This window comes from Streptomyces showdoensis (assembly GCF_039535475.1).
Lineage (GTDB): Bacteria > Actinomycetota > Actinomycetes > Streptomycetales > Streptomycetaceae > Streptomyces > Streptomyces showdoensis.
In genome coordinates, this window is the sequence record NZ_BAAAXG010000002.1 from 209,755 (window position 1) to 223,408 (window position 13,654).

The 13,654-nt window shown below is 72.0% G+C and carries 10 protein-coding genes; 1 reads left to right on the top strand and 9 read right to left on the bottom strand.

Annotated elements, in window-relative coordinates:
* The 6 genes from ABD981_RS00995 to ABD981_RS01020 form a co-directional block, all read right to left on the bottom strand.
* A complete protein-coding gene (locus ABD981_RS00995) occupies positions 1-2,187 on the bottom strand; it encodes a discoidin domain-containing protein (RefSeq protein ID WP_046906022.1) in 2,187 nt (728 codons plus the stop codon).
* A gap of 76 nt (positions 2,188-2,263) precedes the next feature.
* The gene (locus tag ABD981_RS01000) at positions 2,264-4,450 is read right to left on the bottom strand and encodes a discoidin domain-containing protein (protein WP_046906023.1); all 2,187 of its coding nucleotides are present in this window, start codon (positions 4,448-4,450) and stop codon (positions 2,264-2,266) included.
* A 255-nt stretch (positions 4,451-4,705) separates the two neighbouring features.
* Positions 4,706-6,076, bottom strand: coding sequence for a GH1 family beta-glucosidase (locus tag ABD981_RS01005; RefSeq protein ID WP_046906024.1), 1,371 nt, complete (start codon positions 6,074-6,076; stop codon positions 4,706-4,708).
* A gap of 71 nt (positions 6,077-6,147) precedes the next feature.
* Entirely contained in the window at positions 6,148-6,987 is an 840-nt protein-coding gene (locus tag ABD981_RS01010; RefSeq protein WP_046906083.1) for a carbohydrate ABC transporter permease, read from the bottom strand.
* Positions 6,988-7,012: 25 nt separating this feature from the next.
* Positions 7,013-8,005, bottom strand: a complete 993-nt coding sequence (locus tag ABD981_RS01015; RefSeq protein ID WP_046906025.1) for a carbohydrate ABC transporter permease — start codon at positions 8,003-8,005, stop codon at positions 7,013-7,015.
* A gap of 11 nt (positions 8,006-8,016) precedes the next feature.
* Positions 8,017-9,336: an ABC transporter substrate-binding protein gene (locus tag ABD981_RS01020; protein ID WP_046906026.1), complete on the bottom strand. Its 1,320-nt coding sequence runs from the start codon at positions 9,334-9,336 to the stop codon at positions 8,017-8,019.
* A 133-nt stretch (positions 9,337-9,469) separates the two neighbouring features.
* Here ABD981_RS01020 and ABD981_RS01025 point away from each other — a divergent pair, with 133 nt between their 5' ends.
* The gene (locus ABD981_RS01025; protein ID WP_046906027.1) at positions 9,470-10,816 is read left to right on the top strand and encodes an ROK family transcriptional regulator; all 1,347 of its coding nucleotides are present in this window, start codon (positions 9,470-9,472) and stop codon (positions 10,814-10,816) included.
* 78 nt (positions 10,817-10,894) lie between these two features.
* On the opposite strand, the gene ABD981_RS01030 is transcribed toward ABD981_RS01025, so the two are convergent.
* From ABD981_RS01030 to ABD981_RS01040, 3 genes are all read right to left on the bottom strand, one after another.
* Entirely contained in the window at positions 10,895-11,317 is a 423-nt protein-coding gene (locus ABD981_RS01030) for a universal stress protein (RefSeq protein ID WP_046906028.1), read from the bottom strand.
* 1 nt (position 11,318) lies between these two features.
* On the bottom strand, positions 11,319-12,827 hold the full coding sequence (locus ABD981_RS01035; protein ID WP_046906029.1) for an APC family permease: 1,509 nt from the start codon (positions 12,825-12,827) through the stop codon (positions 11,319-11,321).
* Positions 12,828-12,969: 142 nt separating this feature from the next.
* Positions 12,970-13,494: a hypothetical protein gene (locus ABD981_RS01040; protein ID WP_131723820.1), complete on the bottom strand. Its 525-nt coding sequence runs from the start codon at positions 13,492-13,494 to the stop codon at positions 12,970-12,972.
* Between the last annotated feature and the right edge of the window lie 160 nt (positions 13,495-13,654).

Sequence of the window (13,654 nt, forward strand, 5' to 3'; positions counted from 1 at the left end):
TCAGGCGTAGATGCCGAGCTCGTACAGCGAGTAGCCCCAGCCGGTGCCGCGGGCGGTGAGCTGGAGCCGTACGTACCGGGCGGTCGCGGCGGCGTCGATCGTGTCGACGTCGCCGTTCCCGTCGGACGTGGTGTGGACGGTGCGCCAGTTCGCGCCGTCGTCGGACACCTGGACCTCGTAGGCGCGGGCGTAGGCCGGGTCCCAGACCAGCTGGAGCCGCCGGAAGGAGCGCACGGAGCCGAGGTCGACCCGGATCCACTGCGGGTCGCTCCAGTCGCTGGCCCAGCGGGTGCCGGCGTTCCCGTCGGTGGCCCGCTCGGGCGGGCAGGGGCAGTCGCCGTACGAGGCCTGCGAGGAGGAGGCGGTGGTGGGCCGGCCCAGGGCGAGGTTCGTGCCGGTGACGGGCGGGGCGACGACCCGGACCGACCGGGCCTCGATGCCGGCGTTGCCGTGCCCGTCCTCGGCCTGGACGTACACCTTCCACACGCCCAGCTTCTCCGGCGCGGTCACGGCGAACGAGCCGTCCGGGAGGGCGCGCCGGGCGGCCTCGACGAGCCGCTTGTCGCCGTTGGCGTAGTTCCCGCTGAGGAAGATCCGGGTGGAGACCGGATCGCCGTCCGGGTCGCGGACGTCGGCGCGGACCGTGAACTCGCCGCCCGCCGGGGCGGAGCCGGAGGGCGTGACGCTCATGCCGGAGATCACCGGAGGGGTGTTGTCGCCGGACGTGGAGCCGGTGTACGCCTTCTTCACCGCGTAGTACGAGAGCCGCTTGAGCCCGTCGGGCACGAGGTTGAACCAGACGCCGCCGAAGTCGTGCTCCGTCCCGTAGTGGAAGACCGTGGCGCCCAGGGCGACGCCCCGGTGCCCGGTGACGCAGTTCCAGGCGCGGGTGTACCCCTCCGCCTTCTGGACGTCCGTGGGCTCCTCGGCGACGCCGTTGGCGTCCTTCGGGGTCTCCCATTCACCGGCGGGGCCGGTCTCGGTGATGAGGTACGGCTTGGTGTAGCCGCCGTCGGTCCAGTCCTGCCGCACGCGGCAGACGTCGCCGTAGGCGTTCATCGAGTACAGGTCCAGGTCGGGCGCGTTGCGCCGGTAGTACGGCCAGGCCCCCGTCCAGGCGTCCGTGGAGGTCACGGGGTGGTCGGGATCGATCGCGTGGATCCGCCGGGCGACCTCGTTGACGAACGAGGTGTACGCGTCGCGCTGGGCCTCCAGCTCGGCGCCGCCGAAACAGTTCTGGAGGCCGAGGACGGACTCGTTGCCCACGTTCCACATCAGCGTCGCGGGGTGGGACCGGTAGGTCTCGACCCAGCGGGCGAACTCCGCGAGCATGGCGCTCTTGTACGCGGTGTCGGTCACGTAGTTCACGCAGCCGCCGGAGCCCGGGCCGCCGCCCGGCTGGAGCCAGAAGCCGTTGATCACGCGGATGCCGTGGGCGGCCGCCGTGTCCAGCAGGGGCTTGGTGGTGCCGTCGGTGCCCCAGGTGCGGATGGTGTTGACGCCCATGGCCTTCACGTCGGGCATGTGGCGGGCCGCGTCGGCGACGGACGGGCCCCAGGTGACGCCCTTGACGGTGTACGGCTGGCCGCCGGCCGTGAGCTGCCAGTCGCCCTGGCCGCCGGTGACGCGGACGGCGCCGCCGGGTGCGGGCGGCCCGCCGACAGGGGTGCCGTAGACCTGGAACTCCCAGAGGGAGTAGCCGTATCCGGTGCCCCGGGTGTGCCCGTTCATCCGGACGTAGCGGCCGGTTCCGGAGAGCGCGAGGTCGTCGGTGCCGCCGTCGCCGGCGGTCACGGAGCCCGCCGTGCGCCAGTCCGCGCCGTCGTCGGAGACCTGGATGTCGTACGCCTTGCCGTAGGCGGCCTCCCAGGTCAGGACGGCCCTGCTGAGGTCGGCACGGACGCCGAGGTCGACCTGGATCCACTGGGCGTCGCTCCACTGGCTGGCCCAGCGGGTGCCGGTGAGGTCGCCGTCCACGGCGGCGCCCGCGGCGAAGGGGCCCTCCGCGGAGGAGGCGGTGACGCTCTTTCCCTGGGAGAGGAGGGCGGGGGCCGCGGCGGCGGGGGCGGCGGTGAGCGCGGTGAGGGAGGCGGCGAGCAGGGTGCCGAGGGCACCGAGGGAGAGGAGGGAGGCGGTCGTGCGGGAGTGCCGGTGACGACGTGGTGCCGTCGGAGGGTGCGCGGACATGGCGTCTCCTGGACGGACGAGGGGGTGGGGGAGGTGCCGGGCCGCGCCGCCGGGCGGGGGCGCGGCCCGGCGGCCGTCAGGGGAAGCTGACGACGGTCGAGGGGACGGTCGCGGTGCCCTCGGTGGGGGCGCCGGTGTCGTTGATGACGTGGTTGAACTGGCCGTTGCCGCCCAGCGAGACGGTGAGCAGGCCGTGGAACCTGACGCCCGGCTTCACCGGGGCCTTGAAGCCGTGGTCCTGGCGGATCGTCGGGTCGACGTTGTAGTAGCAGTAGCTGCCGAGGCCCCAGCCCTCGTGGGTGGTCACCGAGTCGTCGACCCGGTAGGCGGCGTAGCCCTTGGTGGCGCCGTTCTGGACGGCGGCCTGGTTCGGGGCGTCGTAGGCCTTCTCGTTCTGGAAGAAGATCGTGCGCCCGCGCTCGCCGTACCACTCGACGTCGTACTTGTTGAAGTGCTCGACGAACAGGCCGGTGGCGAGCACGTCGTCGCCGTTGACGCGGACGCCGTAGTCGGCTCGGTTGGTCTCCCAGCCGACGCCCTCGCCGTGGTCGGCGCGCCAGACCCAGGTGTGGTCCACGATCGTGTCGTCGTTGTTGACGGCGATCCCGAGGGTGGCCTTGCCCGCCCCGGCGCCGCCGACCCGGACGTAGACGTCCTGCACGGTGGTGGGGTCGGCGCTGTGGTCGGCGGAGGCGTTCTGCGGGCCGACCTCCAGGAGGGTCGGGGAGTTGACCGGGCCGGCGTCGAGCAGGAAGCCGGCGAGCCGGACGCCGTCGACGTCGGCGACGCGCATCGCGGTGACGCCGTTGTCCGGGACGAGGGTGGCCAGGCCGAGGCCGAGGACGATCGTGCCGGGCCGGTTCACCTCGACGGTGCGGTCGACGTGGTAGACGCCGGGCGTGAGCAGCAGGTGCAGGCCCTGGTCGAGCGCCTGGTTCATGGTGGCGGCGGTGGTGCCGGGCCTGACCACGTAGAAGCGGCTCAGCGGGATCCTCTCGCCCTGCGGGGCGCCGTTGGCCCAGGTGGTGCCGCGGGCGTTGGTCCGCTTGGCCGGGGAGAAGACCTTGTACTGGTTGTCCTCCCAGATCAGGTACGGCTTCTCGCGGGAGACCGGGGTGGTGTCGAGGGTGGTGTACCTCGGCTCGGGGAAGGACTGGGCCGGCGCGCCCTCGGTGCCGGAGAAGACCTGGTTCCAGACGGAGTTGGACCAGCCGCCGATCGAGTTGTCCCGCGTGTACCACTGCTGTTGCGAGTAGTTGCCGATCTGGCCGTCGATCTTCGAGTCGGCGATGTAACCGCCGCTGGCCCAGCCGTAGCCGTTGGGGGCGAGGTTGAGGCCGCCCTTGACGTGCATGCGGCGGAAGGAGGAGGCCTGGGCGACGGCCCAGCGGTCGGTGCCGTTCACCGGGTTGAGGGCGAGGCCCTCGGCGCCGCGCCAGAAGTTCTGGGTGGCGTTGCCGTTGAACCAGCCGGCGTCGACGGTGACGTCGCCGTTGATGGTGGTGTCGTCGGGCCGGACGCCGAGGCCCGCGATCTGGGTGTAGAAGCCGAGCTGGGCGTTGAGGCCGTTGTACGTGCCCGGCTTGAAGAGGAAGGCGTGCCGGCCGTTGCCGAACTGGGCGGACTCCTGCTGCCGGAACACCTCGTCCAGCCTGGCCTGGATGTCCGGGGTGGAGGGGTCGACGACGTGCACGTTGGGCCCGAGGTCGCCGCCGCCCGGCAGCGGCGTGCCGCCGCCGGAGGAGGTGCCGTAGACCTGGAACTCCCAGAGGGAGTAGCCCCAGGCGGTGCCCCGGGCCAGGCCGTTCATCCGGACGTAGCGGCCGGTCCCGGAGAGGGCGACGTCGTCGGTACCGCCGTCGCCGCCGGTCACCGTGGTGACGGTCCGCCAGTCCGTGCCGTTGTCGGAGGCCTGGATCTGGTAGCTCCTGCCGTAGGCGGCCTCCCAGGTCAGGACGGCGCTGCTGAGCGTGGCGCTCCGGCCGAGGTCGACCTGGAACCACTGGGCGTCGGTCCAGTCGCTGGCCCAGCGGGTGCCGGTGAGGTCGCCGTCGACGGCGCCGCCGGCGGCGAAGGGGCCTTCGGTGGAGGAGGCGGTGGCCGTCTTCCCCTGGGAGAGCAGGGCGGGGGCGGCGGAGGCCGTCGTGGCGGGGGCCACGGCGAGGAGGCCGCCGGCGAGCGAGGCGACGAGGGCGCCGACGGCGGTCCGCCGGAGGGCTGGGGCGGGGCGCCGGAAGGCCGGCGGGGACCCGACGGAAGACATGGGGGCTCCTGGGATACGTGGGGGAAACGGGGGAGAGCGCTCCCCGAAACCTTGCCCGGCACGGGAGTTGACGGTCAAGACACACGACAAGGCTTTTCTTTTGGCTTTCATTAAGTGTCGATCTGCTTCGGTCCCGTGGTGCTCGGGGGCCTCCGGCGCTCCGCCTCCGTGCCCCCGGACGCGACGGACCCGCTGCCGTCGACGCAGGTGGCAGCGGGTCTCGTCCGGGGAGGTGCCGGGGGCGTGCGGGTGCGATCAGTCGCGGTCCGCCCGGTGGGCGCGGATGATCTCCGCGTACCGCCGGCCGCTCGACTTGACCGTCCGGCGCTGGGTCGCGTAGTCCACGTGCACCAGGCCGAAGCGCTTGTCGTAGCCGTACGCCCACTCGAAGTTGTCCAGCAGCGACCAGGCGTAGTAGCCGGCCAGCGGGGCGCCCTTGCGCACGGCGCGGGCGCAGGCCGCGAGGTGCTGCTCCAGGTAGCGGACGCGGTCCGGGTCGTGCACCGCGCCGTCGGGGCCGACGGCGTCCGGGAAGGCGCAGCCGTTCTCGGTGACGTACAGCTTGCGCACCCCGTACTCCTCGGTGAGGCGGAGCAGCAGGGCCTCCAGGCCGCCGGCGTCGATCTGCCAGTCCATTCCGGTGCGCGGCACGTCGGGGAGCCGGACCGCGCGGGCGTGCGGGACGGGTCCCGCCGGGTCGTCGGCGACGGTCTCCGGGAAGTAGTAGTTGAGGCCGTGCCAGTCGAGCGGGGCCGAGATCAGCTCCAGGTCGCCGGGCCGCTCGGGGAGTTCGACGCCGTACAGCTCGCGCATGTCCGTGGGGAAGCCGCGGCCGTAGACCGGGTCGAGCCACCAGCGGTTGGTGTGCCCGTCGGCGCGGCGGGCCGCGGCGACGTCCTCGGGGCGGCTGGAGGCGGGGGCGATGGTGGAGTGGTTGGTGACGAGCCCGATCTCGGCGCCCGGGACCGCGGCGCGCACGGCGGCGGTGGCGAGCCCGTGGCCCAGCAGCAGGTGGTAGGAGGCGCGGACGGCGGCGGTGAGGTCGGTCAGGCCCGGGGCCATCCGGCCCTCCAGGTGTCCGATCCAGGCCGAGCAGAGCGGCTCGTTGAGGGTGGCCCACCGGGTGACGCGGTCGCCGAGGCGGGTGGCGACGGCGGAGGCGTACGCGGCGAAGTGCTCGGCCGTGGCGCGCTCCGTCCAGCCGCCGCGGTCCTGGAGGACCTGTGGCAGGTCCCAGTGGTAGAGGGTGACGTTGGGGGTGATGCCGGCGGCGAGGAGGGCGTCGACGAGCCGGTCGTAGAAGTCGAGCCCGGCCCGGTTGACGGGGCCGTCACCACCGGGCACGACCCGGGGCCAGGCGACGGACATCCGGTAGGCGTCGGTGCCGAGCTCCTTCATGAGCGCGACGTCCTCGGGCCAGCGGTGGTAGTGGTCGCAGGCCGTGTCGCCGTGGTCGGCGTTGTCGATCGTGCCGGGGGTGTGGCTGAAGGTGTCCCAAATGGAGGGGGTCCGGCCGTCCTCGGCGACGGCGCCCTCGATCTGGTAGGCGGAGGTGGCCGTGCCCCAGGCGAAGTCGGCCGGGAAGGCCGCGAGGTCGAGCGTGCGGGGGTCGGTGGATTCGGACACGGAGAGCCTTTTCGTGACGGGCCGGCGGGCGGCGGAGGGGGCGACTCGGGCGGCGGGCGCGGTGGGGCGGGTCACTTGACCGCGCCCGCCGTGAGCCCGGCGACGAGGTAGCGCTGCAGGAGGAGGAAGCCGGCCACGACGGGCACGCTCACCACGAGGGAGGCGGCCATGACCTGGTTCCAGTAGACGTCGTTCTGGGTGGCGTAGCCCTGGAGGCCGACGGCGAGGGTACGGGTGGTGTCGTTCGTCATGACGGAGGCGAAGAGGACCTCGCCCCAGGCGGTCATGAAGGCGTAGACGGCGACCGCGACGATGCCGGGCAGGGCGGCCGGGACGATCACCCGGAACAGGGCGCCGACCGGGCCGCAGCCGTCCACCTTGGCGGCCTCGTCGAGCTCGCGGGGGATCGAGTCGAAGTAGCCGGTGAGCATCCAGATGGCGAAGGGCAGCGAGAAGGTCAGATAGGTGAGGATCAGCCCCTCGCGCGAGCCGAAGAGCGCGATGCCGGTGGCGTTGCCGATGTTGACGTAGATGAGGAAGAGCGGCAGCAGGAAGAGGATGCCGGGAAACATCTGGGTCGAGAGCACGGTGACCGCGAAGACCCGCCTGCCGCGGAAGTCGTAGCGGCTGATCGCGTACGCGGCGAAGACCGCCACGGCCACGGAGCACACGGTGGCCGCGCTCGCCACGGCCAGCGAGTTGAGGAAGTAGTCGGCGAGCGGGACGGTGTCCCAGATGTCGACGTACGGGCGGAGCGTGAGCCCGGAGGGGATCCAGTGGAACTCGCCCGAGACGTCCGCGAGGGGCTTCAGGGAGCTGGAGACCATCACGTACACCGGCAGCAGCACGAAGCCGGTCAGCAGGGTGAGGAAGATCCGCCGGGTCCAGAGGAAGGAGCGCGGGGCGGCCATGGGGGAGCGGCGGTGGGCGCGGGACTCAGCCATCGGAGGCCTTCCTTCCCCTGGTGGTGAGCAGCAGGTACCCGCCGGTGACGAGGAGGAGGAAGAGCAGCAGCAGGACGGACATCGCCGATCCGGTGCCGAAGTTCCACGTCTGGAAGGACGACTGGTAGATGTGCAGGGAGATCAGGTCGGCCGCTTCCGGCGCCGCCTTGCCGAAGAGCACGAACGGCGTGTTGAAGTCGTTGAAGGTCCACAGGAAGAGGACCAGGACGAGGACCTGGTTGACCTGCCGCAGGGACGGCAGGGTGATGTGGCGGATCTGCTTCCAGACCCCGGCGCCGTCGAGGGCGGCCGCCTCGTACATGTCCCGGGGGACGTTCTGCAGGCCGGCCATGACGGTGAGGAAGGCGAACGGCCAGCCCTTCCAGACGGAGACGGTGAGCAGGGCCCAGAAGCTGTTGTCGCCGATGAGCCAGAAGAGCGGGGTGTCGCCCAGGCCCAGCTGGTCGTGGAGCACGTGGTTGATCAGCCCGTTGTCCCGCTGGAACATGAACGCCCAGGTGATGACCGCCGCGTAGACCGGCAGGGCGTACGGGACGAGGAAGAGGGTCCGCAGGATGCCCCGGCCCCGGAAGTTCTCCTGGAGGAACACGGCGGCGGCCGTGCCGAGGAGCCAGCACAGGGCGACCGACGCCAGGGTGAACAGGCAGGTGGTGACGAAGGACGTCAGGAGCGCCCGGCCGACCGGCGCGTCGAAGTCGACCGAGACGGTGTAGTTGTCGAGGCCGGCCCAGGGCGCGGCCGACCAGTCCCGGATGAAGAACTGGGTGAGCTCCTTGAAGCTCATCCCGATGCCCATGAGCATCGGTACGAGGTGGACGAGGAGTTCGAGGACGAGTGCGGGGAAGAGCAGCAGGTACGGGAGGGCGATGCGGCGGCGCCCGGAGCGGCGGGGCGCGGGCGCCCCGCCGGGGACGGCCTCGCGCACCGCGCGCTCGCTTCGCCGCGGGACGGCGGTCTGGGTCATGGAGGCGCTGCCTACTTCTTCGGCATCTGCTGCTGGGCCTTGTCCAGCTTGGCCCGCACGGACTCGGCGGTGACCGGGCGTCCGGCGGCGGCGTCGGCGAAGAGCTCCTTCACCGCGGTGCCGACGACGGTCTCGAACTGGGACTCCTCCGGGACCTGCGGCAGGGCGGAGGCGCTGGTGGCGAGGGTGTCGCGGATGACGGCGAGCGAGTCCGTGGCGAAGGCGGGGTCGGCCTGCGCGGTCTTGACGGGCGGGACGGAGCCGTACGTCTTGTTGAGGAGGATCTGCTCCTCGTCGCCGGTCATGAACTTCACGAACTTCAGGGCTCCGTCGAGGTTCCTGGTGTTCTTGAAGACGGAGATGTTGATGCCGGCGACCATGGAGTTGGTCTGCGCGCCCTGACCGGGCGTGCCGGAGGCGACGGGGGCGGGGACGACGCCCCACTCCTCGGGCTTCATGCCCTGCGCGGCGAAGGTCTGGGAGGGCGTCTGCCACAGGACCATGCCGGTGCGGTTCTTCGCGAAGTCGGAGAGGGACTGGTTCTGCGCGTACTCGGCGTTGCCGGGCGCGACGATCTTCGAGGCGGCCATGAGGTCGACGTACTGCTTGACCGCGGCGACGGCGCCCTCGGAGGTGAAGTCGGGCTTGCCGTCGGGGGTGAAGAAGTCGGCGCCGTGCTGCTTGCCGAGGACGAAGACCTGGTGGATGTTGTTGGAGAGGTTGGAGCCCTCGACCCCGATGCCCCACTTGCCGTCCCTGCTCAGCTTCCTGCCCGCGGCGTCGACCTCGGCCCAGGTGGTCGGCGGCTTCGCTATGCCCGCCTCGGCGAACATCTTCTTGTTGTAGTAGAGCGCGTACGCCATGGAGTACAGCGGCACGGCGGCCGGGTCCTTGCCGGGGGCGCCGGTGGAGCCGAGCGCCGAGCCGACGAAGCGGTCCTTGCCGCCGATCGCGCCGAAGTTCTTCTCGTCCCAGGGCAGCAGGGCGCCGGTCGACTGGAGCGAGGCGCTCCAGGTGTTGCCGATGTTGAGGACGTCGGGGCCCTGGCCGGAGGTGGTGGCGGTGAGGATGCGGTTGAGCAGGTCGGACCAGGGGATGACCTCCAGCTTGACCTTGATGCCGGTCTGCTTCTCGAACTTCTCGAGTTCGGGCTGGAGGACCTTCTTGTCCGCCTCCAGGCTGGGTCCCTGGTTGGTGGCCCAGTAAGTGAGCGTCTTCGGCTGGGAGTCGGACCCGCCCGAACCGCCTGCGGTTCCGCCGCCGCAGGCGGTGGCGGCGAAGACGACGGAGAGGGTGACGGCACCGGTGACGGCGGCTCTGCGTGTGCGCATGGCTCCAGGGCCCTTTCGGGGACGACGGGAGGACCGAAACGGTGAGCGGGCCCGGCCGCCTCCGTGTCGGGGCTTAATTTAGGATGTGAGTTAAACCTCACGAGAAGGTCGCGTCAAGGGTTGGAATCCGGGTATGTTGCACCCAAGGACTTCAGAGACGGGAACCCACGTGCACGCGACACATGGCCGTACGGTGCGTGACCTGCGGCGCGAGAACCGCACCGCGGTACTGCGAAGGCTGTACTTCGACGGACCGATGAGCCGTCTGATGCTCGGCCCCGCGATCGGGCTGAGCTCCGGATCGGTCAGCAACGTGGTGGCCGAGCTCGTGGCGGAGGGCCTGGTCGAGGAGGCCGGCAGCGTCGACTCGGCCGGCGGGCGCCCCCAGACCCTGCTGCGGATCAGCCCCGGCAGCGGCTGCATGATCGGCGTCGACGTCGGCGAAACCCGCGTCAGGGTCGAGCTGTTCGACCTCACCCTCAACGAACTCGCCCGCACCGAGCGCCCGTTGCCCAGCACCGGACCCCGAACCGCCCGCTACGACGTGGACCTGGTGGTCCGTCACGTCCGGGACGGCGTCGCCGAGGTCCTGCGGACGGCGGGCGTCGACCCCGAACGGCTCCTCGGCGTGGGCGTCGGCGTCCCCGGCATCATCGCCTACACCCCCGAGGACGGCGCCGTCGTCCACGGGCAGACCGTCGGCTGGGACGCCGTCCCCTTCGAACGCCTGCTGCGCGAGGCCGGCGACCTCCCCGACACCGTCCCCTACTGGATCGACAACGGCGCCAAGACCCTCGGCCAGGCCGAGATGTGGTTCGGCGCCGGACGCGGCGCCCGCAGCGCCGTCACCGTCCTCTTCGGCTCCGGCGTCGGAGCCTGCGTCGTCACCGACCCGCTCGGCTCCGGCCGCGCCCTCGAATGGGGCCACCTCACCGTCAGCGTCCGCGGCCGCCGCTGCCGTTGCGGCTCCCGCGGCTGCCTGGAGGCGTACGCGGGCGCCGAGGCCCTCCTGGAGCGCTGGGCCGAAGCGGGCGGCCAGCCCCCCGCCGGCGCCGACGAGGAGACCGCGCTCACCGCGATGCTCGCGGCCGCCTACCCGGCCGAGGGCTCCGCAGCCGCCCCCGACTCCACGGCCCTGGCCGTCCTGGAGGAGACCGCCGAGTACCTGGGCGCCGGCTTCTCCGACCTCATCAACCTCTTCCAGCCCGAACGCGTCCTCGTCGGCGGCTGGGCCGGCCTCCAGCTCGGCACCCGCTTCCTCGACACCGTCACCCGCTACGCCACCCAGTACGCGCTGCGCTACCCGGCGAGCCGCACCACCGTCACCCTGGGCACCCTCGGACCCGAGGCGGTCACGGTCGGCGCGGCCCTCCTCCCGCTCGCGGACTTCTTCACCCGCGGCGGCCGCCGCCCCGAGACCACACCGAGCGCGCCGACCCCGGCCTGGCAGACGGCCCTGGCGGACCGCGTCACGCCCTGAGACCCCGCGCCGCGCGGGTCGACCGCCACCAGCTGCTCCCCGTGGCCGAGCGGGGGCGCGGAGGCGCGGGCGGAGGGCTCAGGCCCGCTCCTCCGGAGGGACGCACAGCACGGGGACGGTGGACATGTGCAGCAGCTTGTGCGGGGTCGAGCCCAGCAGCGCTCCGCGCATCGGGCTCTCGCCCCAGCTGCCGACCACGATGACGCGCGCGGCGTGCCGGGCCGCCGCGTCGACGAGTGCCTGGGCCGGCTTCTCGTCGATGACCTCGACGACGGTCGGCACGCCCGCCCGGTCGGCCTCGGTGACCGCGTGCTCCAGACCGGTGCGGCCCGCCTGGCGGATCGCCTCGTAGTGGGACGCGTACTCCTCGCCGACCGGACCGGGGGCCGCCGCCCCGTAGACGAGCACGAGCCGCTCGTCGAAGGCCGCCGCCACCTCGACCGCGATGCGCAGCGCCCGGGCGGCGCCGGGGGATTCGTCGTAGCCGAGGACGACCGACATCTCAGGACTCCTTGTGCAGGCCGTGGGAGCGGACCAGCTCGGGGTCGGCCACGCTCGGGCGCTCCCGCCAGAACGCGGGGGACCGCAGCCGCCACGCGATCATGATCACCACTCCGGCGAGGGCGATGCCGATGCCGATCACGAGCGGGGGGCCGAGGCCGAACCACGAGGTGCCGCTGTACGAGTTCGCCGGGTCGGACATGTCGCCGACCGACCGCACCAGGAGCCAGGCGAGCAGTCCGGCACCGATGAGCGGGCCCAGCCCGATGAACAGCAGGTTGTGGACGCTCGCGAAGAGGTGGCGCCGGTAGTAGACCACGCAGGCGAGCCCGGTGAGCGCGTAGTAGAAGGCGATGAGCAGCGAGAGCGCGGTGAGCGAGTCGAAGAGGGCGTTGTCGCTGATCCGGCTCACCACGAGGTACCAGCCGATGGCGATCCCGGCGACCCACCACGTACTCACGTCGGGCGTCCGGAAGCGCGGACTGATGTGGCCGTACGAGGCGGGCAGCGCGCGGCGGCGGGCCATGGAGAGCGCCGTGCGCGAGGCCGGGATGATCGTCGTCTGGGTGGAGGCGATCGCGGAGGTGGAGACGGCCAGCAGGAGGATCCAGTCCCAGCCGCCGAGGACGTCCGTGGCGAGCTGGGCGAAGACGAACTCCTCCTCGCCCGCGTTCTCGGCCAGGAACGCCGGGCCCGCGTACGCGACGACGGCGAACCCCACGGACACGTAGGTCACCAGCAGGATGACGGTCGACCAGAGCCCGGCCTTGCCCGGGGCGGTCGCGGAGTCCTCGACCTCCTCGGTCAGGTTGACCGCCGACTCCCAGCCCCAGTAGATGAACACGCCGAGCAGCAGACCGCCCGTCAGCGCGGCCCCGCCGGCGCCGAAGGGGTTGAGCCAGCCGAGGGCGGGCTCCACGCTGTCGTACGCGCTCGTGCCGTTGTAGACGGCGTACAGCGCCACGCCGACGAAGACCAGCAGACAGGCGACCTGGGCCAGGATGAGGACGTTCTGCACCTTGGCCGACAGTTCGGTGCCGATCACGCACACGGCCGTCATGACGAGGATGAGCAGCACGGTGAGCGACTGCCGGGCGAAGGTGTTGTCCACCCACCCGTCCAGACCGAACGCGAGCAGGCCGAAACTCACGGCCACGTCGGCGAGCGAACCGACCACCAGGACCCCGGTCATGGTGATGGCCCACCCGCCGAGCCAGCCGGCCCACGGGCCCATGGCGCGGGTGACCCAGGAGAAGGTGGTGCCGCAGTCCTGGTCGACCTTGTTCAGGTAGTAGAACGCCGACGCGATCATCAGCATCGGCACGAAGGACGCGACCATGACGCCGGGCGCGTAGACCCCGACCAGGGCGACGATGGGGCCGATCACGGCCGCCAGGGAGTACGCGGGGGAGGTGGCGTTGAGCCCGATGACGAGGGCGTCGACGAACCCGATGGCATTGGCCTTCAACCCCACGGGTCGCCCGACGGGCGCGGCGTCCTCTGCGGCCATGGTCCCTCGCTCCCGTCGAGCCGGACAGAACAGCGAGACCTACGCCTTCATCGTAGGGAGGCTCCATCGGGCGTGCACGCGCAGGAGCCCCCGACGGCCGGGCGATTCACCCGGGTGCCGGGCACGAACGGGTCCGGCGAGCTCACGGAAGTCCGGCGGCCTGCCGGAGCGTCCGAGCGTCACTGCCGTCCAGCAGGTCCGCCAGCGTCCCCACGACGCTCGCGTGCTCGGCGAACACGGCCCGGCACTGCGCACGCTCAGGACGGTCGCCGTCACTGCCGAACCAGAAGACCGTCGCCTCGCTCTGCCCGTCGACCGGCTCGGAGAAGTCGGCGAGGACGACCAGAAGGCGCAGCAGTTCGGACCGGGCGGGAACCCTCGGGTCGCTCGCCAGGCGGAGCAGGAACGGCAGCACCGTCGGCACGGCCGGATTCATCGCGGAGATGTTCAGCAGGGAATTGCCGAGCACGCGCCGGGCCTCGGGCGCGGCGGTCTCGTCGAGAAGTCCGTGCAGCAGGACCGGGATCGCGCCGGGGCACTCCGGGAAGTCGGACCAGCGGACCCGCTCGCACCCCTGGAGGGCGGGATGGCCGTGGCCGGCGGCGACCGCCTGCGGATACTCCTCGAGGAACCGGACGATCGCCGTCTCCTTGGCTGCCACGTCCACCCCGCACATCCGACCGCCCCCGTCCTGCCCTCCCGGGCCATGAGTCCCGAGTTCTGCCTCTGCGGCACACTCTCGCGACCGGAGATCCGTGCGCAACCCGCACCGGCCGGACCGGCCGGACCGCACCGGGCCGGGACCGGTGGCAGGGCATCGGTCCCGG